The organism is Citrobacter sp. wls757, from assembly GCF_005280935.1.
GTDB lineage: Bacteria > Pseudomonadota > Gammaproteobacteria > Enterobacterales > Enterobacteriaceae > Citrobacter > Citrobacter portucalensis.
The window spans coordinates 134,475-155,176 of the sequence record NZ_SZWU01000049.1; the positions used below are offsets into that span (position 1 = coordinate 134,475).

Below are 20,702 nucleotides of genomic sequence, written 5' to 3' on the forward strand. Positions count from 1 at the left end.
ACAATGGACGCCTCATGATTAGCGTATTCGATATTTTCAAAATCGGCATTGGCCCTTCCAGCTCCCACACTGTTGGCCCGATGAAAGCAGGCAAACAATTCACGGATGACCTGATTGCACGCGGAATTCTCACTGACGTAACCCGCGTAGTGGTTGATGTCTATGGCTCTTTATCTCTGACGGGGAAAGGTCACCATACCGACATCGCGATTATTATGGGCCTGGCGGGTAATCTGCCGGATACCGTAGACATTGATGCCATTCCGTCCTTTATCCAGGATGTGAATACTCATGGGCGTTTGCTGCTGGCAGACGGTCAACATGAGGTCGAGTTCCCGGTCGACAAGTGCATGAATTTCCATGCGGACAATCTGTCCCTGCACGAAAACGGGATGCGCATTACCGCACTGGCGGGCGAAAAGGCTATTTACAGCCAGACTTACTATTCCATTGGCGGTGGGTTCATCGTTGATGAAGAACATTTTGGTTTACCGAACAACTCTCCGGTAAACGTGCCATATCCGTATAAATCCGCAGCTGATTTGCAACGTCATTGCCAGGAAACCGGCCTGTCGCTTTCCGGTCTGATGATGCAAAACGAACTGGCGCTGCACAGCAAAGAAGAGCTGGAACAGCACTTTGCTAACGTCTGGGAAGTGATGCGTAGCGGGATTGAACGCGGCATCACCACCGAAGGTGTATTGCCGGGCAAACTGCGCGTTCCGCGTCGTGCTGCTGCGCTGCGTCGCATGCTGGTCAGCAGCGACAAAACCACCACCGACCCGATGGCGGTTGTTGACTGGATCAACATGTTCGCGCTGGCCGTGAACGAAGAAAACGCAGCCGGTGGACGCGTGGTGACTGCACCAACCAACGGTGCATGCGGGATTGTTCCTGCCGTACTGGCGTATTACGACAAGTTTATCCGTGAAGTGAACGCTAACTCGCTGGCACGCTACATGCTGGTCGCGAGCGCCATTGGTTCACTGTACAAGATGAACGCCTCTATCTCTGGTGCCGAAGTCGGCTGTCAGGGTGAAGTTGGCGTCGCCTGCTCCATGGCAGCGGCTGGTCTGGCTGAACTGCTGGGTGGTAGCCCAATGCAGGTGTGCATCGCGGCAGAAATCGGTATGGAACACAACCTGGGTCTGACCTGCGACCCGGTTGCCGGCCAGGTTCAGGTACCGTGCATTGAGCGTAATGCCATTGCTTCGGTTAAAGCAGTGAACGCTGCACGTATGGCGCTGCGCCGTACCAGTGAACCACGCGTGTGCCTCGATAAAGTTATCGAGACCATGTACGAAACCGGTAAAGACATGAACGCCAAATACCGCGAAACCTCTCGTGGTGGTCTGGCGATGAAGATTGTCACCTGCGATTAATTCTCAGCACATTTTCGTATCTGTAGGCCGGATAAGGCGCTCGCCGCATCCGGCTTTTATTGCCTGATGGCGCTTCGCTTATCAGGCTTACGGATAGCGCTCTTTCGCAATGCTCGTCTCCACTCGTCGTGAATGTTACCCTACAGACTAATTTGTTAGGGAGAACACCGTGGCCGTCCACCTGCTCATTGTTGATGCACTGAATCTCATCCGCCGTATTCACGCCGTACAGGGCTCCCCCTGCGTGGAGACATGCCAGCACGCGCTCGATCAGCTGATTGTGCACAGTCAGCCCACGCACGCCGTGGCGGTATTTGATGACGAAGCGCGTAACAGCGGCTGGCGTCACCAACGGTTACCTGACTACAAAGCCGGTCGCCCGCCGATGCCTGACGATTTACACCAGGAAATGCCCGCCTTACGCGCCGCTTTTGAACAGCGCGGCGTCTGCTGCTGGGTATCCAGCGGGAATGAAGCCGATGATTTAGCCGCCACTCTGGCGGTGAAAGTTAGCCAGGCGGGACACCAGGCGACTATCGTCTCAACCGATAAAGGCTACTGTCAGCTACTCTCCCCAACGCTGCGGATTCGCGATTATTTCCAGAAACGCTGGCTGGATGCGCCGTTTATCGAGAAAGAGTTTGGCGTACTGCCGCAACAGCTGCCAGATTACTGGGGACTGGCCGGGATCAGCAGTTCTAAAATACCGGGGGTTGCCGGTATTGGTCCTAAAAGTGCCACACAACTGCTGGCACAGTTTCCAACGCTGGAAGCGCTGTATGAACACCTGGATGACGTACCGGAGAAATGGCGCAAGAAACTCGAAGAACATCGGGAGATGGCATTTTTGTGCCGCGATATCGCGCGGCTGCAAACAGACTTACATATCGACGGAAACCTACAGCAGCTACGACTGGCGCGGTAGCCTTATTTCCGGATGGCGCTGCGCTTATCCGGCCTACTTATTGTACAACCCTGTAGGCCGGATAAGCGCCAGGTGATTACCAGGCGGTATGGTACAGCTCAACGATATCCCCAAGGCTCGCTTCACGCGGATTTCCCCCGGTACAAACATCGTCAAATGCGGCTTGCGCCAGCGCAGGAATATCCTCTTTACGGACGCCAACATCGCGTAGATGCAGTGGGATACCTACATCGCGATTAAGGGCGAAGACGGCATCCACCGCCGCTTTGCGTGCCTCTGCCAGCGTCAGTCCTTCAACCTTAACCCCCATTACCCGGGCGATATCGCGGAATTTTTCCCCGGTGAATTCGGCGTTATAGTGCATCACGTGCGGCAGCAAAATGGCATTCGCGACGCCGTGCGGCGTGTTGTAGAACGCGCCTAACGGGTGTGCCATGCCATGCACTAATCCCAGACCTACGTTGGAGAAACCCATCCCGGCAACGTACTGGCCCAGAGCCATCGCTTCCCCCGCCTGGCTGTCGCCCGCAACGGAACCGCGTAATGACCCGGCAATAATTTCGATGGCTTTGATGTGCAGCGCATCGGTAAGCGCCCACGCCGCCCGGGTGATGTAACCTTCAATGGCATGAGTCAGTGCATCTACGCCAGTAGCCGCTTTTAATGCAGCAGGCATGCCGTCCATCATGTCAGCATCAATGAACGCCACCTGCGGGATGTCATGTGGATCGACACAAACAAACTTACGCCGATTCTCTTCGTCAGTGATCACGTAGTTAATGGTCACTTCCGCCGCCGTTCCCGCAGTGGTTGGTATAGCCATAACTGGCACGCTCGGGAAGCGTGTCGGCGATAACCCTTCAAGGCTGCGTACATCCGCAAACTCCGGGTTATTGTTAATAATGCCAATCGCTTTACAGGTATCCTGCGGGGAGCCGCCGCCAATGGCGACCAGATAGTCTGCGCCGCTTTGCTGAAAGACACTCAATCCTTCCTGCACTACCGCAATGGTTGGATTAGGAATAACGCCTGAATAGATTTCCCATGCCAGACCTGCAGCATCCATTCGGGAAGTCACCTTCTCAACAACGCCGCACTGCACCAGATTTTTATCAGTCACAATCAACGCTTTGCGATAACCACGACGAATAACTTCATCGGTTAATGCGCCAACAGTTCCCCGGCCAAACCATGCCGTTTCGTTCAGAATCATTCTGTTCGCCATCGTTTTATCTCCTATTCTTCAATACGCAATCCATATGTTTTGAATTTTTCCAGCACAATAGCGATAGCCTCATCGTCCAGTACCGGAACCGGATCGGTAATCGCCAGCGTGCTGAGATAAAGCTGCGCCAGCACTTCCACTTCATGCGCTAACCACAGGGCTTTTTCCAGATTTTCCTCGCAGGCGATCAGCCCATGATGCTGCAACAGCGTTGCTTTTCGGTTTTTCAGCGCTACCGCAACGTGCTCGGAAAGCTCACGCGTACCAAACGTCGCATATGGCGCACAGGGAATTGAGTTACCGCCAGCCGCCGCAATCATGTAATGGATTGCCGGGATTGGCCGATTGAGAATAGAAACAGCAGTACAATGCACGGCATGATTATGGACCACCGCCTGAGCATCGGGACGCGTCTGATAAGCGGCCATATGGAACCGCCACTCGCTGGAAGGTAATTTCCCTTCTTCGTGCTGCCCCTCAGCGTTGATGTACACTATGTGGGATTCGGTGAGTTTGTCATACGGAATACCCGTCGGGGTAATTAACATCCCGTCCTGGTAACGCACACTTACATTACCCGCAGTCCCCTGATTCAACCCCAGACGGGTCATTTCCAGGCAGGTATTGATAATCTGCCGAGCCAGCGTATTTCGTTCCATTACTTACCTCTCTCAGTGAGTCAAAATGCGACAACAGAACATTACTAATACCTCGACGCTCTGTTGATTTAAGCGGGTATTTGCTAACTATCATCATGCTGAATAAAGAGAAGGGAATTTTTAGCACTGGATTTTGTGATGTTCATCAACTAATAACGCTGAATAAAAACATGCAGGCATAATATTACAATTGCAAAATGTCCGTTCTTAATAAAACCATTGTAAAACGGTCATTTGCGAATAAATTGTTACCATTGCCCGTTTTCCACTTAACTAATTAATTCGGGCATTATCCCTGTGGCTTTTTAATTTATTTTTCTCAAACGGTCATTGTTTTAAAGAAATTAAAGTGATGATAATCACATAAACCCACACCCTGAGCATAAATGTGACCACCATCATATTAATGGCCGGTTTTTATTTGAAAATGAATTCATGAGTTCATTCATGAAGGCCAATTTTATCTGGCAGGTTACCGGAACTCACCTGGATTAGCAGGTTGGTAAAAATCACCAATCGTACTCTTAAGCTGTTGAACATGCTTATGAACTGATGAGGATGCTATGGGAAACACATCAATACAAACACAAAGTTTTCATGCGATAGAGCGGGGGCAGACAAAAAATTATGTCATTCCCTTCGCGTTACTCTGTTCACTGTTTTTTCTTTGGGCGGTTGCCAATAATCTTAATGACATTTTATTACCACAATTTCAGCAAGCTTTTACATTAACAAACTTTCAGGCTGGTCTGATTCAATCTGCTTTTTATTTTGGTTATTTCGTCATTCCAATCCCAGCCGGGATCCTGATGAAAAAACTAAGTTATAAAGCAGGCATTATTACCGGATTATTCTTATATGCCATCGGTGCAGCATTATTCTGGCCAGCGGCTGAGGTAATGAATTACACCTTATTCCTGATTGGACTATTTATTATTGCGGCGGGCTTAGGTTGTCTGGAAACGGCTGCCAACCCCTTTGTAACCGTACTGGGCCCGGAAAGCGGCGGTCACTTCCGATTAAATCTCGCGCAAACTTTTAACTCATTTGGTGCCATTATTGCGGTTGTTTTTGGGCAAAGTCTTATTTTGTCTAATGTGCCACATCAATCTCAAGACGTACTCGATAAGATGGCGCCAGAACAGCTAAGCGCCTACAAGCACAGCCTGGTGTTATCGGTTCAAACCCCTTATATGATCATCGTCGCGGTCGTTTTGCTGGTCGCCCTGCTGATCATGTTTACCAAGTTTCCGACCCTGCAAAGTGACGATCACAGTGACAACGCTCAGAGTTCATTCTCCGCGTCCCTTTCCCGCCTGGTGCGCATTCGCCACTGGCGTTGGGCGGTACTGGCGCAGTTCTGCTACGTCGGTGCACAAACTGCCTGCTGGAGCTACCTGATTCGCTACGCAATCGAAGAGATCCCAGGCATGACGCCAGGTTTCGCCGCCAACTACCTGACCGGCACCATGGTGTGCTTCTTTATTGGTCGTTTCTCCGGCACCTGGCTTATCAGTCGCTTTGCGCCGCATAAAGTGCTGGCCGCATATGCCCTGCTTGCCATGATTCTGTGCCTGATTTCCGCCTTCACCGGTGGCCAGATCGGCCTGCTGGCCCTGACGTTGTGCAGCGCATTTATGTCGATTCAGTACCCAACCATTTTTTCTCTGGGGATCAAAAATCTGGGACAAGACACCAAATACGGCTCGTCTTTTATCGTCATGACCATCATTGGCGGCGGCATTGTGACCCCGGTGATGGGCTTTGTCAGCGATGCCGCTGGCAATATCCCGACCGCTGAACTGGTCCCGGCGCTTTGCTTCGCCATCATCTTTATTTTTGCCCGCTTCCGTTCACAAACGGCAGCCAACTGAATATTTATCCGAATAACGTGAGGAATCTGTGATGAAAAAAATCAGCTTACCAAAAATTGGTATTCGCCCGGTTATTGACGGACGTCGTATGGGTGTACGTGAGTCGCTCGAAGAGCAAACCATGAATATGGCTAAAGCTACCGCAGCGCTTATCACTGAAAAACTTCGTCATGCCTGCGGCGCACAAATTGAATGTGTGATTGCCGATACCTGTATCGCCGGCATGGCGGAATCCGCAGCCTGTGAAGAAAAATTCAGCAGCCAGAATGTTGGCGTGACGATTACCGTTACCCCATGTTGGTGCTACGGCAGTGAAACCATCGACATGGATCCGATGCGCCCGAAAGCGATCTGGGGCTTCAACGGCACGGAACGTCCGGGGGCGGTTTACCTGGCCGCCGCACTGGCAGCTCACAGCCAAAAAGGCCTTCCTGCCTTCTCCATCTATGGTCATGACGTACAGGATGCAGACGACACATCTATCCCTGCCGATGTTGAAGAAAAACTGCTGCGCTTTGCCCGTGCCGGCTTAGCGGTCGCCAGTATGAAAGGGAAAAGCTACCTGTGTGTCGGTGGTGTATCAATGGGCATCGCCGGTTCTATCGTCGACCATAACTTCTTTGAATCCTGGCTGGGTATGAAGGTGCAGGCGGTTGATATGACCGAGCTGCGTCGTCGCATTGACCAGAAAATCTATGATGAAACCGAGCTGGAAATGGCGCTGGCGTGGGCGGACAAAAACTTCCGCTACGGCGAAGATCAGAACGCACAACAATATAAACGTAACGCAGAACAAAGCCGCGCAGTGCTGAAAGAAAGCTTGCTGATGGCCATGTGCATTCGCGACATGATGCAGGGTAACAAAAAGCTGGCAGACAAAGGTCTGGTCGAAGAATCCCTGGGCTATAACGCGATCGCCGCAGGCTTCCAGGGCCAGCGTCACTGGACCGATCAATACCCAAATGGCGATACAGCCGAAGCGTTGCTCAACAGCTCCTTTGACTGGAATGGCGTTCGTGAACCGTTCGTTGTCGCAACCGAAAACGACAGCCTGAACGGCGTGGCGATGCTGTTCGGCCATCAACTCACCGGCACGGCCCAGGTCTTTGCCGATGTGCGTACCTACTGGTCGCCAGAGGCGGTTGAACGCGTCACGGGTAAACCGCTGACCGGTCTTGCTGAGCACGGCATTATTCACTTGATTAACTCCGGTTCTGCAGCACTGGACGGTTCCTGCAAACAGCGCGACAGCGAAGGTAAACCGACCATGAAACCACACTGGGAAATCTCGCAGAAAGAGGCGGATAAATGCCTGGCGGCAACCGAATGGTGCCCGGCTATTCACGAATACTTCCGCGGGGGCGGTTACTCATCTCGCTTCCTGACTGAAGGCGGTGTGCCGTTCACCATGAGCCGTATCAACATCATCAAAGGGTTGGGGCCGGTGCTACAAATCGCGGAAGGCTGGAGCGTGGAGTTGCCGAAAGATATGCACGACCAGCTTGATGCGCGTACCAACTCCACATGGCCAACCACCTGGTTTGCTCCGCGCTTAACCGGCAAGGGCCCGTTCAGCGACGTCTATTCCGTCATGGCTAACTGGGGCGCTAACCACGGGGTGCTGACGATTGGTCACGTAGGTGCGGACTTTATCACTCTGGCTGCCATGCTGCGTATCCCGGTGTGCATGCACAACGTGGAAGACGAGAAAATTTATCGTCCTTCCTCCTGGGCCGCCCACGGTATGGATACGGAAGGTCAGGATTACCGCGCTTGTCAGAACTACGGTCCGCTGTATAAGCGTTAAACATCGAGCGATTGCCTGATGGCGGCGCGGCCTACGAAGCACACGGTTTTGTAGGCCGGATAAGGCGAAGCCGCCATCCGGCAATAGGTAATCTCCCAGGAGCAATTATGAAACAAGAGGTTATTCTGGTTCTCGACTGTGGCGCGACCAACGTACGGGCCATTGCCGTTGACCGACAGGGAAAGATTGTCGCCCGCGCAGCGACTCCGAACGCCAGTGACATCGCCGCAGAAAACAGTGCCTGGCACCAATGGTCGCTGGAGGCCATTCTGCAGCGCTTTGCCGACTGCTGTCAGCGGCTTTCCTCACAATTGGCCGCCTGCCAAATTCGCGGGATCGCCGTCACCACCTTCGGCGTGGATGGCGCGCTGGTGGATAAGAACGGCAAACAACTGTATCCGGTGATCAGCTGGAAATGCCCACGTACCGCAGCGGTAATGGAGAATATCCATCGCTACATGTCACCGCAGCAACTGCAGGAAATCTCCGGCGTTGGGGCGTTTAGCTTCAATACGCTGTACAAACTGGTGTGGCTGAAAGAGAACCACCCGCAATTACTGGAACAGGCGCACGCCTGGCTGTTTATCTCGTCGCTTATCAACCAACGTTTAACCGGCGAGTTCACAACTGACATCACCATGGCGGGAACCAGCCAGATGCTGGATATCCAGCAACGTGATTTCAGCCAGGACATTTTGCAGGCAACAGGCATACCGCGTCGCCTGTTTCCGCGCCTGGTTGAAGCAGGCGAACAAATTGGGGTACTGCAACGCGAGGCCGCCAGCCAGCTCGGACTTCCAGAGGGTATTCCAGTCATCTCTGCCGGACACGACACACAGTTTGCGCTATTTGGCGCAGGAGCCCAACAGGATGAACCGGTACTATCTTCCGGCACATGGGAAATTCTGATGGTACGCAGTGCGCAGGTAAACACCTCCCTGCTCAGTCATTATGCGGGCTCCACCTGTGAGCTGGATAGTCAGGCTGGGCTTAACAATCCCGGTATGCAGTGGCTGGCCTCCGGTGTGCTTGAATGGGTTCGTAAGCTGTTATGGACCGCGGACACGCCCTGGCAAACGTTGATTGATGAAGCTCGGGATATTCCCGCTGGTGCCGAAGGGGTGAAGATGCACTGCGACCTGCTGGCCTGTCAGAATGCGGGCTGGCAAGGGGTTACCCTCAATACTACCCGTGGACACTTTTATCGCGCCGCGCTGGAAGGACTGACAGAACAGCTGCAGCGGAATCTGCAAACGCTGGAAAAAATCGGCCATTTCCAGGCCACTGAACTGCTATTAGTTGGCGGGGGCAGCCGCAACATCTTGTGGAACCAAATCAAAGCGAACGTTCTCGGGATCCCTGTCAAAGTGCTGGATGATGCCGAAACCACCGTGGCAGGCGCCGCAATGTTTGCCTGGTCAGGCATCGGGGAATTTACCTCCCCGGAGCAGGCGCGCGAACAGGTGCGCTATCAGTACCGTTACTTCTATCCGCAAACCGAATCCGAACTCACAGGAGTCGAGTAACATGCTTAAAACGATATCTCCCTTAATTTCCCCCGACTTACTGAAAGTGCTGGCCGAAATGGGACACGGCGATGAGATTATCTTTTCCGATGCCCACTTCCCGGCCAACAGCATGGGGCCACAGGTCATCCGCGCTGACGGTCTGCTGGTCAGCGATCTGCTGCAGGCGCTTATTCCGCTATTTGAACTGGACAGCTACGCCCCACCGCTGGTGATGATGGCTGCGGTTGAAGGTGACACTCTCGATCCTGACGTTGAGACTCGCTATCGTCAGGCGCTTTCATTACAGACCCCCTGCCCGGACATCACGCGTATTGACCGCTATGCCTTTTACGAACGAGCACAAAAGGCGTTTGCGATCGTTATCACAGGAGAGCAGGCAAAGTACGGGAATATTCTTTTAAAAAAAGGGGTAACGCCGTAATCTCTGGTCAGAATGCCCGTCAGGTACGGGCATTCATCATTAGATGAGGATCAGAACATGAAAGCGGCGCGCCAGCAGGCAATCGTAGATCTGCTTACTAACCACAAAAGCCTGACAACCGAAGCCCTGGCTTTGCAGCTTAACGTCAGCAAAGAGACCATCCGCCGCGATCTCAGCGAGTTACAGACCCAGGGAAAAGTGTTACGCAACCACGGTCGGGCCAAAGTTATTCACCGGGAAAATCAGGACAGCGGTGACCCATTTCATATTCGACTCAAAAGCCACTATGCACACAAAGCGGATATCGCCCGTGAAGCGTTGGCATGGATCGAAGAAGGTATGGTGATTGCCTTAGACGCCAGCTCTACCTGCTGGTATCTGGCGCGACAGTTACCGGACATCAACATTCACGTTTTTACCAACAGCCAGCCCATCTGCCAGGAATTGGCTAAACGTGAACACATTCAGCTTATCAGCTCCGGCGGTCGCCTTGAGCGCAAATACGGTTGCTACGTTAATCCCTCGCTTATCTCACAGCTAAAACCACTCGAGATTGACCTGTTTATTTTTTCCTGCGAAGGGATCGACAGCGACGGTGCGCTCTGGGACTCAAATGCAACCAACGCAGACTTCAAATCCATTCTGCTTAAGCGTGCATCGCAGTCTTTATTATTGATCGATAAAAGTAAATTTAATCGTTCGGGAGAGGCCAGAATTGGGCATCTGGATGATGTGACGCATATTGTTTCAGATACACAGCTGATTGAAGCAATCCAGGCCGAATAGGGCGATTACGCCGCCATCCGGCCTGGATTGTAGCCTTATCGCTCGTCGCGACGACCGCCGACGGCAGCCCACAGACGACGTACGTGAACGGTTACTTCTTCACGGTCATGATACAGCTGACGCGCCTGAATCTGGGCATTTACACCATGTTCATCAAGCTGGGCCTGAATGTAAGCCAGGTTCTGTGATACCTCTTCGTAGCGTTTTTTCATCGGCAGCTTGAGGTTGAAGATCGTCTCACGACACCAGCCGTTGACCAGCCATTGTGCCATCAGCGCGGCAACCTTCGCCGGCTTCTCCACCATGTCACAGACCATCCACGAAATGTTGTTACGATTCGGACGGTACTTAAATCCGTCTTCACGTAGCCAGGTGACCTGCCCGGTATCCATCAGGCTTTGCGCCATCGGGCCGTTATCCACGGAATAAACCCACATGTTGCGTTTAACCAGCTGATAGGTCCATCCGCCAGGGCAGGCGCCTAAATCCACCGCATACATTCCGTTCGCCAGACGCTCATCCCATTCATCGGCAGGGATAAACACGTGCAGCGCTTCTTCCAGCTTGAGCGTTGAACGGCTCGGCGCATCGGCTGGAAACTTCAGACGCGGAATCCCCATGTAAAACGGTGAGTTATTGTCAGGCCAGGAATAGCCGGTATAACAACAGCCAGGGGCGATAAAGAAGACGTGAACCACCGGACGCTTTGGCGTTTCATACTTTGCCAGTACGCCCGCTTCGCGCAGCGCTGCACGCAACGGTACAGTAAATTTACGGCAAAATTTAACCAGCTCTTTGCTTTCATTGGTGTCGGCAACTTCTACTCGCAGATCGCCACCCTTTTCCACCACGCCCTGCAACATGCCAACGATCGGTGTAATACGATCTTCCGGCGGTAAGTATTGCAGCAGCTCGCCCACCACAAACATTTGACGAGCAAAAATCAGCGAACTAAACGGCAGCTCTTTCACTAACTTTTCAGCATCGTCCTGCTGATAGCATTCGAAGATGACGTAACCCGCATTGTCTTTCACGCGGGCAAAACCGAAGATTTCCCGGCGTCCTGCTTTATCCGTAATTTCTGCGGCGCACTCTTTTTCAAAACCTGGGCGACACAACAATACAACCTTATTCATGGCTAACGCCCTTACGTTTCAATCGAATAGCGCCCACTAACATCAGCGCCCAGCCTACGAGGAAGCTGAAGCCGCCGACAGGGGTAACAAACGCCCACAGGCGTAAATGAGAGAGCGCGAGACAATACAGGCTGCCGCTAAACAGCACTGTACCTAATGCCAGAAACACGCTACTCCAGTAAAACCAAATACTAATGCGCCGTTGCATGGCGACGGCCAGGCCAAAAATAGCCAGCGTATGAAACGCCTGATATTCAAGGCCGGTCTGAATCCACCCCATTTCAACAACACCGAGGGTTTTGCTCAGAACATGTGCCCCAAAGGCGCCCAACGCCACAAAGATAAAGCCACTTACGGCGGCAAAAATCAGCATAAAACGGCTGGTCATTTGAATACCCTACGTAAATTATTGTTCATAACGAAAGCGGAATTTTTCTTGTTCCGTGGCCGCTTTCGCCAGAATCCACTGACGGAAGGCGGCTATTTTACCCAGTTCTGCCTGACTGTCATGACAAACCAGATAAAATGCGTTTTTGCTGACCAGAACATCGTTAAACGGACAGACCAGACGTCCGGCTTCAATTTCGGACTGCGCCATGACGTTGTTAGCCAGCGCGATCCCCTGTCCATGGATTGCAGCCTGTAGCACCATGGCGCTATGGCTGAAGATAGGTCCCTGCTGTACGTTGATATGATTCAGGCCAAGCTGGCGCGTATAGGCTTGCCAGTCTCGTCGCGACGCATCATGCAATAACGTGTGTTTTGCCAGGTCGTCCGGTGTCTTTAGCGGTTTATCACCGGTAAGCAACAGCGGAGAGCAGACCGGCAATAAATATTCTGCGTACAATTTTTCAACGCGCAGACCCGGCCAGTTGCCGCGTCCGTAGAAAATCGCCACATCAACATCATCAGCCAGTTTGTCTTCCTGACGGTCTACCGCCTGGATCCTGACATCGATTCCCGGATAAGCTGAGTTAAAGCTAGAGAGTCTGGGCACCAGCCATTGGATCGCAAAACTGGGCAATAAACTAACTGTAAGCGCACCTTTTGCACTGCGTGCCTGAAGTTTACGCGTCGCGTCGGTTAATTGCGAAAAAATCTCTTTAATGTCGAGAAAGTAGCTTTGACCTTCTTCCGTTAACAGCAAAGATCGATTGCGTCGACGAAACAGTTTTAGCCCCAAAAAATCCTCAAGTGACTTGATTTGGTGACTTACTGCGGCCTGCGTCACAAAAAGCTCTTCTGCTGCGCGAGTAAAGCTTAAATGACGCGCTGCAGCATCAAAAACACGTAACGCATTTAAGGGTGGTAATCGTTTTGACATGACTTTTAGGCTTTGATGTTAAATGAATTTAACAATTAGCTAACAGGCTGTAACCTATTAGTTTTTTTTATCTGAGCCATTATAAATTGTCCGTTGAGGTTCTACCAGCAAATACCTATAGTGGCGGCACTTCCTGAAGCCGGAACGAAAAGTTTTATCGGAATGCGTGTTCTGGTGGGCTTTTGGCTTACGGTTGTGATGTTGTGTTGTTGTGTTTGCAATTGGTCTGCGATTCAGACCATGGTAGCAAAGCTACCCTTTTTCACTTCCTGTACATTTACCCTGTCTGTCCATAGTGATTAATGTAGCACCGCCAAATTGCGGTGCTTTTTTTTGTCCACGTTTCGTCGATGGCCGACCGGCTATTATTGCTCCAGTTCTACCATCTCTTTCACGTCAGTGCGGTTAATCTGCTGTTTGTTGCCGTTAGCGTCTTTATACGAAATCATCCCCGTCTCATTATCGGTCTGTGGTTTACCATCAGCTACGATTGATCGACCATCATTGGTGTGCATCACGTAATTCGAACCAGAACAGGCGCTCAGGGCAAAAGTCAGCATACAGGCAGAAATAATGGCGGCAGTCTTTTTCATCTTCTTCTCCTTAAAGCGATTTATGCTATTAAAAACATACTCCGTAACAGGCAAAATTGTTCGCCTAACGCTATTTAGCATAAGACACTGAACGGGCTTTGCCAGGATATCCAGAGTATTCCGATGGTTAGCACAACCCTTGTATCAATGCCCTTTTTGCGCCACGATCGGTTTACTGAACTGAGGAATACCATGAACGCTTTTAACCCCGCGCAGTTTCGCGCACAATTTCCCGCACTCAACGATGCTGGCGTCTATCTCGACAGTGCTGCTACGGCGCTGAAGCCACAGGCGGTCATTGAAGCTACCCATCAGTTTTATAGCCTGAGTGCCGGGAACGTCCATCGCAGCCAGTTTGCTGCAGCCCAGCGCCTGACCGCACGCTATGAAGCCGCGCGGGAAAAAGTCGCACACCTGATTAATGCGTCGGATGACAAAACCATCGTCTGGACCCGCGGCACAACGGAAGCGATCAACATGGTTGCCCAAAGCTATGCGCGTCCACGCCTTCAACCGGGTGATGAGATTATCGTTAGCGCAGCGGAACATCACGCCAACCTCGTTCCCTGGCTGATGGTCGCGGAGCAAACGGGGGCTAAGGTTGTCAAACTCCCACTCACCCCCCATTTATTGCCAGACGTTGAGCGCCTCACGCAGCTCATCACCCCGCGCAGCCGCATTCTGGCGCTCGGGCAAATGTCGAACGTCACCGGTGGCTGCCCGGATCTGGTCCGCGCCATTACGCTCGCCCATGCGGCTGGCATGGTGGTGATGGTTGATGGTGCCCAGGGGATTGTGCATTACCCTGCCGATGTACAGCAGTTGGATATTGATTTCTATGCGTTTTCAGGCCACAAGCTATATGGCCCCACCGGAATTGGCGTGCTGTACGGTAAGCCGGAACTGCTGGAAGCCATGTCTCCCTGGCTTGGGGGCGGTAAGATGATTAGCGAAGTCAGTTTTGACGGTTTCACCACTAAGCCCGCACCATGGAAGCTGGAAGCCGGTACGCCTAACGTTGCAGGCGTTATCGGGCTAAGCGCGGCGCTCGAATGGCTGGCGGACGTCGACGTTGCGCAGGCCGAAAACTGGAGCCGGGGTCTGGCGACGCTGGCAAAAGATGCCCTGGCGAAACGCCCTGGCTTTCGTTCCTTCCGCTGCCAGGACTCCAGTCTGTTAGCCTTTGATTTCGCGGGTGTTCATCACAGCGATATGGTCACTCTATTGGCCGAATATGGCATTGCGCTGCGCGCGGGGCAACACTGCGCACAACCGCTGCTGGCGGAACTTGGCGTATCCGGAACACTACGCGCCTCATTTGCCCCTTATAATACCCAAAGCGATGTGGATGCGTTGGTCGCAGCCGTCGACCGCGCGCTGGAAATATTGGTGGATTAATGACAAGCCCTCAGTTCGCCGGACACCCGTTTGGCACAACCGTAACCGAAGAGACGTTACGCAATACCTTTATCCCGCTTACTCAGTGGGAAGATAAATATCGCCAGTTGATTCTGCTGGGTAAGCAGTTGCCGGCGCTCCCGGATGCGCTAAAGGCGCAGGCCAAAGAAATTGCGGGCTGCGAAAACCGCGTCTGGCTGGGGCATACTCTTCATGAGAATGGCACTCTGCATTTCTACGGCGACAGCGAAGGTCGAATAGTACGTGGACTGTTGGCGGTATTACTCACCGCGGTCGAAGGTAAAACGGCAGCCGAGTTACTGGCGCGTTCTCCGATGGCGTTATTTGACGAACTGGGTTTACGCGCTCAGCTCAGCGCCTCGCGTAGCCAGGGACTACATGCTCTGAACGAGGCGATTCTCAAGGCGGCCCAGAAAGCTGGATGACGACGCTGATACGTCTTATCCGGCCTACAACACTGCACGAACTGTAGGTCGGATAAGCGTAGCGCCATCCGACACAATCAGGCCTGACGCGCGGCCTTCGCCATCATCTTCTTCAGCGCATGGGAGACAGCAACAAAGCCAAAGGTGGCTGTCACCATGGTGGCCGCGCCAAACCCGGACGCGCAATCCATACGCTTCGGCCCTTCCGCCGTCGCTTTCATCGCACATACCGAGCCATCCGCCTGCGGGTAAACCAGCGCTTCGGTCGAGAACACGCAGTCCACGCCCAGCTTGCCTTTACTGTTTTTCACCACGCCAAAATCGCTTTTCAGCCGCTCACGTAGCTTGGCCGCCAGCGGATCCTGGATGGTTTTTGCCAAATCAACGACCTGAATCTGCGTAGGATCGATCTGTCCGCCCGCACCACCGGTGGTCACCAGCGGAATTTTGTTACGCCGACAGTACGCGATCAGTGCCGCTTTTGGGCGCACGCTATCAATCGCATCGATGACGTACGAAAATCCCGCATTCATATATTCAGCAACGTTATCTGGCGTAACAAAATCATCGACCACGTTCACCCGGCACTCCGGGTTAATCTGTCGGATACGCTCCGCCATCACTTCAGCTTTTGCCAGACCGACGTTATCACGCAGCGCATGGATCTGGCGGTTTGTATTGGTGACGCACACATCATCCATATCGATGAGTGTGATAGCGCCAATACCGGTTCGCGCCAGCGCTTCCGCCGCCCATGACCCTACTCCACCAATCCCAACAACGCAAACGTGCGATTGGGCAAACAGCTGCAACGCATTTTCGCCATACAGACGTGCCGTACCGCCAAAACGTTGGCGCCAGGCATCGCTAATAACCACAGACATAGAACCTCAAATTCATTAATACCGAGCAGTCTGACTGCCTGATGTCGGCTACGCCTTATCAGGCCTACTCAATAATGTAGGCTTGATAAGCGAAGTGCCATCCGGCAATTAACCGCTGAACACGTTACCCGCACCCGGCGCTGTTTTTAGTACCCATACGCGACCGTAGTGATTATACCACCCGGCACGGTGTCCGGCGTCAGCGCCAATACCCTGATAGATGTCGAAGTGTTGCCCTTTAATAGCCCCACCCACATCTAACGCCACCATCAGGCGCAGTTCGTACTGGCCGGTAAACTTGCCGTTATTGTCCAGTAACGGGACTTCCGCCAGTAACGTTGTGCCCGCAGGAATGATACTACGGTCAGAAGCTACGGACGCGCGGCCAATCAGCGGCACCGCGCTGGCCCCTTTCACCGGAGCAAAAGATTGCGGTTTAAAGAAGACAAACGATGGGTTCTGCTCCAGCAGCTCACGCACTTCGGCTTCGCTGTGCGTTTCACCCCAGTGGCGAATAGCCTGCATCGACATATCTTCTTTTTTCACTTCGCCACGGTCGATAAGCACTTTACCGATACTGCGATAGGCGTGGCCGTTTTTCCCGGCATAGCTAAAGAAGTTGAGCGGGCTGCCATCGCCAAAATCGATGTAGCCACTGCCCTGAACATCCATAATGAAGTTATCCATCAGGGAGTTGCTGTATGCCAGAATATAATTGTCGCTTAGCGCGCCCGCGTAGATCTCGGCACGAGAGGGTAAGCGCCCACGTTTTGGCGGCATGCGATAGATAGGATACTGAAACTCGCCCTGGCGCGTATGGCGCGCCTGGATAACCGGTGTGTAGTAACCGGTAAACTGGACGTTACCGTAGTTGTCCGCCCCTTCCATTTGCCAGGCATCAATACCAAACTGGCGCATACTGCGCGTATCACCGCCCGCACGTAACCATTGCTGGATAGCGTTGTAGACGTCGCTCTGGTTGCCGTACAAACGTGGCGAAGCGCTGCGAATTTGATTAACCTGCTCGGCGAAATCACCGGCATTGATTGGCGCGCCAACCGCATCAGGCTGGTTAACCAGTGAGAAAGGCTGGGTAAATTTCCCATCTTTATACTGCTGCCCACGATCGGTGGGTTTTGAGGAACACGCGGCGAGCATCGCGACTACAGCTCCCGCCAGAAGATATTTTGCCCAACGTCCTTTCATTGTTCTCGTCTTATGTTGCCTGAATGCGAGACGAAGATAACAAACCCCCGAACCTAATGAAATGCGTATACATACCCGAACGCAAATTTTGAGCAAAAAATAATCCAGAATGCGTTGTTTTTGTTCATTTTCACCCTAAAAACGTGATCAAGGTGAAAAAAGGGTTGCATGAAAATGCGAGCAGAGTATAGTGCGCATCCACGGACGCGGGGTGGAGCAGCCTGGTAGCTCGTCGGGCTCATAACCCGAAGGTCGTCAGTTCAAATCTGGCCCCCGCAACCAATTAAAATTTGATGTAAGATTTTTGCAAAGTAGTTCGAATCACAGCAAGGCGGCGACGCAGTGAATCTTTAGGAGCTTACTCCAGTAAGTGACTGAGGTGAACGAGGAAAGTCAACGCTGATGTGGTTTGAAATACGAAGCAAAAAGACGGACGCGGGGTGGAGCAGCCTGGTAGCTCGTCGGGCTCATAACCCGAAGGTCGTCAGTTCAAATCTGGCCCCCGCAACCAATCAAATTTGATAAAATATAAGCAGTACGGTGACGCGGGGTGGAGCAGCCTGGTAGCTCGTCGGGCTCATAACCCGAAGGTCGTCGGTTCAAATCCGGCCCCCGCAACCAACACATTAAACACCTTAACAGGTGTTTTTTTGTTTCTGTCGCCCATAAAAAAAGCGCTTTTCAGCGCTTTTTTGTTATCCCCTTCTCGCCAGCGTCGCCCCATCGGCAAAGTAGGCTTTAATCCCTGCCAGAATCGACTCTGCAACTTCCTGCTGGAAGGTCGCCGTTTTGAGTTTGCGCTCTTCCTCAACGTTACTGATAAATGCCGTTTCGACCAGAATAGACGGGATATCCGGCGCTTTTAGTACCGCAAACCCGGCCTGTTCAACCTGGTTCTTGTGCAGATTGTTGATTTTGCCAAGCTTGTTCAATACCGCTTTACCAAACTTCAGGCTGTCGGCGATGGTCAGCGACTGCACCATGTCGAACATGGTGTGGTCGACGTAGCGGTCACCGCTCTTACTGACGCCACCAATGAGATCCGAGGCGTTCTGGGTCTGCGCCAGATATTTCGCGGCGGTACTTGTCGCACCTTTGGTCGAGAGCGCAAACACCGACGAACCGCTGGGTTGTCGACTGGTAAAGGCATCGGCGTGAATAGAGACAAACAGGTCAGCACGCTGCTTCTGCGCTTTCGCCACGCGGACTTTAAGCGGAATGAAGATATCTTCATTTCGTGTCATAAAGACCTTCATGTTGCCCTCTTTCTCTATGAGGGCTCGCAGGCGGCGGGCAATCTGCAGCACCACATCCTTTTCACGCGTCTTGTATTTCCCCACCGCACCGGAGTCTTCTCCGCCGTGGCCTGGATCGAGCATAATGACAATGGGACGATCGCGCCCCGCTTTACCCGGCTGCGGGCCACTTTGTGCAGGTGGCACCTGTTTATCCAGATCGCCCTTGTTGTAATCTTCCAGCAATGCCAGCAGCGGATCCTGAACGTCCTGGGCATTCGCGGGATAGAGATCCATCACCAGACGTTCTTTAAAGCCTGCCACCGGAGCCAGCGCAAAAAGTTGCGGCTTCACATTCTGTTTCAGCTCGAACACCATCCGCACGGTCTTAGGATCAAACTGACCAACGCGCGCCGACTTAATATACGGATCGTCAGGACGAATCTGCGTCCCAATGCCCTTGAGCACCGAGTTCAAATTAACGTCTTCAATATCCACAACCACACGCTCAGGATTACTCAGGGCAAACTGTTTGTATTTCAGCAGACGGTTAGATTCTACCGTGACGCGAGTGTAGCTGGACGCAGGCCAGATACGTACGGCAACGACCTGACTCACGGCCGCCAGACCCACCTGGCTGACGCTCAAAAGCCACATAGCACCCGCACCTTTCAATAAACGGCGGCGACTGATTGCTGAATTGGATCCCGACATGCTTCTCCCGAGCAAAGAAATCTTTTTTAGAGGTAATACGTAAAACGTCCGAATTGACCGGAAACTTTAGCGAATGACGCATAATCTGTCATCTATAAAAGGGTAAACATTCTTTTTATATTCACGGCATTACTGAGAAAAATCTTCGGCATGGGTAAAAATTACGCTTGCGCATAGCGCAAAAACAGAATAAAAATACACAAATTACGAATAATCATGCAATGAGGGTGTGCCGTGGTGAAGGAGCGTAGAACCGAACTGGTACAGGGATTCCGCCATTCTGTTCCCTATATCAATACCCATCGGGGAAAAACGTTTGTCATTATGCTGGGCGGCGAAGCCATCGAGCATGAAAACTTTTCCAGTATCGTCAATGACATTGGGCTTCTTCATAGCCTCGGCATCCGCCTGGTCGTGGTCTATGGCGCACGACCGCAGATTGATGCCAATCTTGCGGCACATCATCATGAACCGGTGTACCACAAAAATACGCGCGTCACCGACGCTAAAACGCTGGAGCTGGTCAAACAGGCTGCGGGTTTACTTCAGCTTGATATTACCGCCCGCTTGTCGATGAGCCTGAATAATACGCCATTGCAGGGTGCACACATCAATGTGGTCAGCGGCAATTTTATTATCTCCCAGCCGCTGGGCGTTGATGACGGCGTAGATTACTGCCATAGCGGGCGAATTCGTCGCATCGATGAAGATGCCATTCACCGCCAGTTAGACAGCGGCGCGATTGTGCTGATGGGCCCGGTCGCCGTTTCCGTCACCGGTGAGAGTTTTAACCTGACGTCAGAAGAGGTCGCCACGCAGTTGGCTATCAAACTGAAGGCCGAGAAAATGATCGGCTTTTGCTCGTCTCAGGGTGTCACCAACGATGATGGCGATATTATCTCCGAGCTGTTTCCTAACGAAGCCCAGGCTCGCGTTGAGTTGCAGGAAGAGAAAGGCGATTACAGCTCCGGCACGGTGCGCTTCCTGCGTGGGGCAGTGAAGGCCTGTCGCAGTGGCGTACGTCGCTGCCATCTGATCAGCTATCAGGAAGATGGTGCATTGCTGCAGGAACTGTTCTCCCGCGACGGGATCGGTACGCAGATCGTAATGGAAAGCGCCGAGCAGATCCGTCGCGCTACCATTAACGATATCGGCGGG

The 20,702-nt window shown here is 52.5% G+C and carries 19 protein-coding genes and 3 tRNA genes; 13 read left to right on the forward strand and 9 right to left on the reverse strand.

Annotated elements, in window-relative coordinates; genetic code table 11:
- Positions 1–14 precede the first annotated feature (14 nt).
- Both FDW94_RS12955 and xni read left to right on the forward strand, forming a co-directional pair.
- Positions 15–1,382, forward strand: coding sequence for an L-serine ammonia-lyase (locus FDW94_RS12955; protein WP_003034070.1), 1,368 nt, complete (start codon positions 15–17; stop codon positions 1,380–1,382).
- Positions 1,383–1,551: 169 nt separating this feature from the next.
- Positions 1,552–2,307 (forward strand): flap endonuclease Xni, encoded by a 756-nt coding sequence (gene xni, locus FDW94_RS12960; RefSeq protein WP_003825659.1) that lies wholly within the window; start codon positions 1,552–1,554, stop codon positions 2,305–2,307.
- A 76-nt stretch (positions 2,308–2,383) separates the two neighbouring features.
- Here the strand turns inward: xni and fucO are convergent, their stop codons facing one another.
- Positions 2,384–3,532, reverse strand: coding sequence for a lactaldehyde reductase (gene fucO / locus FDW94_RS12965; RefSeq protein ID WP_137377698.1), 1,149 nt, complete (start codon positions 3,530–3,532; stop codon positions 2,384–2,386).
- 11 nt (positions 3,533–3,543) lie between these two features.
- Positions 3,544–4,191 (reverse strand): L-fuculose-phosphate aldolase, encoded by a 648-nt coding sequence (gene fucA, locus FDW94_RS12970; protein ID WP_003825656.1) that lies wholly within the window; start codon positions 4,189–4,191, stop codon positions 3,544–3,546.
- Positions 4,192–4,754: 563 nt separating this feature from the next.
- Between fucA and fucP the strand changes: the two genes are divergently transcribed.
- The 5 genes from fucP (at position 4,755) to fucR (ending at position 10,608) form a co-directional block, all read left to right on the forward strand.
- On the forward strand, positions 4,755–6,065 hold the full coding sequence (gene fucP, locus FDW94_RS12980; RefSeq protein WP_137377699.1) for an L-fucose:H+ symporter permease: 1,311 nt from the start codon (positions 4,755–4,757) through the stop codon (positions 6,063–6,065).
- Positions 6,066–6,096: 31 nt separating this feature from the next.
- Positions 6,097–7,872 carry an L-fucose isomerase gene (gene fucI, locus FDW94_RS12985; protein WP_137377700.1) on the forward strand — a complete coding sequence of 592 codons (1,776 nt, stop codon included), beginning with the start codon at positions 6,097–6,099 and terminating at the stop codon, positions 7,870–7,872.
- A 107-nt stretch (positions 7,873–7,979) separates the two neighbouring features.
- Positions 7,980–9,398, forward strand: a complete 1,419-nt coding sequence (fucK, locus tag FDW94_RS12990) for an L-fuculokinase (protein ID WP_008785697.1) — start codon at positions 7,980–7,982, stop codon at positions 9,396–9,398.
- Between the two features lies 1 nt (position 9,399).
- Positions 9,400–9,822: an L-fucose mutarotase gene (fucU, locus tag FDW94_RS12995; protein WP_137377701.1), complete on the forward strand. Its 423-nt coding sequence runs from the start codon at positions 9,400–9,402 to the stop codon at positions 9,820–9,822.
- A gap of 57 nt (positions 9,823–9,879) precedes the next feature.
- Positions 9,880–10,608 (forward strand): L-fucose operon activator, encoded by a 729-nt coding sequence (fucR, locus tag FDW94_RS13000; RefSeq protein WP_003825642.1) that lies wholly within the window; start codon positions 9,880–9,882, stop codon positions 10,606–10,608.
- Positions 10,609–10,643: 35 nt separating this feature from the next.
- Here fucR and rlmM read toward each other — a convergent pair whose 3' ends face one another.
- From rlmM to FDW94_RS13020, 4 genes are all read right to left on the reverse strand, one after another.
- Entirely contained in the window at positions 10,644–11,744 is a 1,101-nt protein-coding gene (rlmM, locus tag FDW94_RS13005; RefSeq protein WP_003034040.1) for a 23S rRNA (cytidine(2498)-2'-O)-methyltransferase RlmM, read from the reverse strand.
- On the reverse strand, positions 11,737–12,132 hold the full coding sequence (locus FDW94_RS13010) for a DUF423 domain-containing protein (protein ID WP_003034037.1): 396 nt from the start codon (positions 12,130–12,132) through the stop codon (positions 11,737–11,739). The genes rlmM and FDW94_RS13010 overlap by 8 nt, the downstream gene beginning before the upstream one ends.
- Before the next feature lie 18 nt (positions 12,133–12,150).
- Positions 12,151–13,068, reverse strand: a complete 918-nt coding sequence (gene gcvA, locus FDW94_RS13015) for a glycine cleavage system transcriptional regulator GcvA (RefSeq protein ID WP_003034035.1) — start codon at positions 13,066–13,068, stop codon at positions 12,151–12,153.
- Between the two features lie 365 nt (positions 13,069–13,433).
- Positions 13,434–13,661 (reverse strand): YgdI/YgdR family lipoprotein, encoded by a 228-nt coding sequence (locus FDW94_RS13020; RefSeq protein ID WP_003825635.1) that lies wholly within the window; start codon positions 13,659–13,661, stop codon positions 13,434–13,436.
- Between the two features lie 192 nt (positions 13,662–13,853).
- On the opposite strand from FDW94_RS13020, the gene csdA reads away from it, so the two are divergent.
- Both csdA and csdE read left to right on the forward strand, forming a co-directional pair.
- A complete protein-coding gene (gene csdA, locus FDW94_RS13025; protein ID WP_137377702.1) occupies positions 13,854–15,059 on the forward strand; it encodes a cysteine desulfurase CsdA in 1,206 nt (401 codons plus the stop codon).
- Complete coding sequence (gene csdE / locus FDW94_RS13030) at positions 15,059–15,505, forward strand: cysteine desulfurase sulfur acceptor subunit CsdE (protein WP_137377703.1); 447 nt, start codon at positions 15,059–15,061, stop codon at positions 15,503–15,505. Before csdA ends, csdE begins: the two co-directional genes overlap by 1 nt.
- Before the next feature lie 77 nt (positions 15,506–15,582).
- On the opposite strand, the gene tcdA is transcribed toward csdE, so the two are convergent.
- Both tcdA and mltA read right to left on the reverse strand, forming a co-directional pair.
- Entirely contained in the window at positions 15,583–16,389 is an 807-nt protein-coding gene (gene tcdA, locus FDW94_RS13035) for a tRNA cyclic N6-threonylcarbamoyladenosine(37) synthase TcdA (RefSeq protein WP_003825630.1), read from the reverse strand.
- A gap of 108 nt (positions 16,390–16,497) precedes the next feature.
- The gene (gene mltA / locus FDW94_RS13040; protein WP_008785702.1) at positions 16,498–17,595 is read right to left on the reverse strand and encodes a murein transglycosylase A; all 1,098 of its coding nucleotides are present in this window, start codon (positions 17,593–17,595) and stop codon (positions 16,498–16,500) included.
- Positions 17,596–17,800: 205 nt separating this feature from the next.
- On the opposite strand from mltA, the gene FDW94_RS13045 reads away from it, so the two are divergent.
- The 3 genes from FDW94_RS13045 (at position 17,801) to FDW94_RS13055 (ending at position 18,216) form a co-directional block, all read left to right on the forward strand.
- Positions 17,801–17,877: transfer RNA gene (locus tag FDW94_RS13045), tRNA-Met, on the forward strand.
- Positions 17,878–18,029: 152 nt separating this feature from the next.
- Positions 18,030–18,106: transfer RNA gene (locus tag FDW94_RS13050), tRNA-Met, on the forward strand.
- 33 nt (positions 18,107–18,139) lie between these two features.
- Positions 18,140–18,216, forward strand: a tRNA-Met gene (locus tag FDW94_RS13055).
- A 74-nt stretch (positions 18,217–18,290) separates the two neighbouring features.
- Here FDW94_RS13055 and amiC read toward each other — a convergent pair.
- Positions 18,291–19,544: an N-acetylmuramoyl-L-alanine amidase AmiC gene (gene amiC, locus FDW94_RS13060; protein ID WP_003034016.1), complete on the reverse strand. Its 1,254-nt coding sequence runs from the start codon at positions 19,542–19,544 to the stop codon at positions 18,291–18,293.
- Between the two features lie 234 nt (positions 19,545–19,778).
- On the opposite strand from amiC, the gene argA reads away from it, so the two are divergent.
- A partial coding sequence (gene argA, locus FDW94_RS13065) for an amino-acid N-acetyltransferase (RefSeq protein WP_249358477.1) occupies positions 19,779–20,702 on the forward strand: 924 nt, incomplete at its 3' end.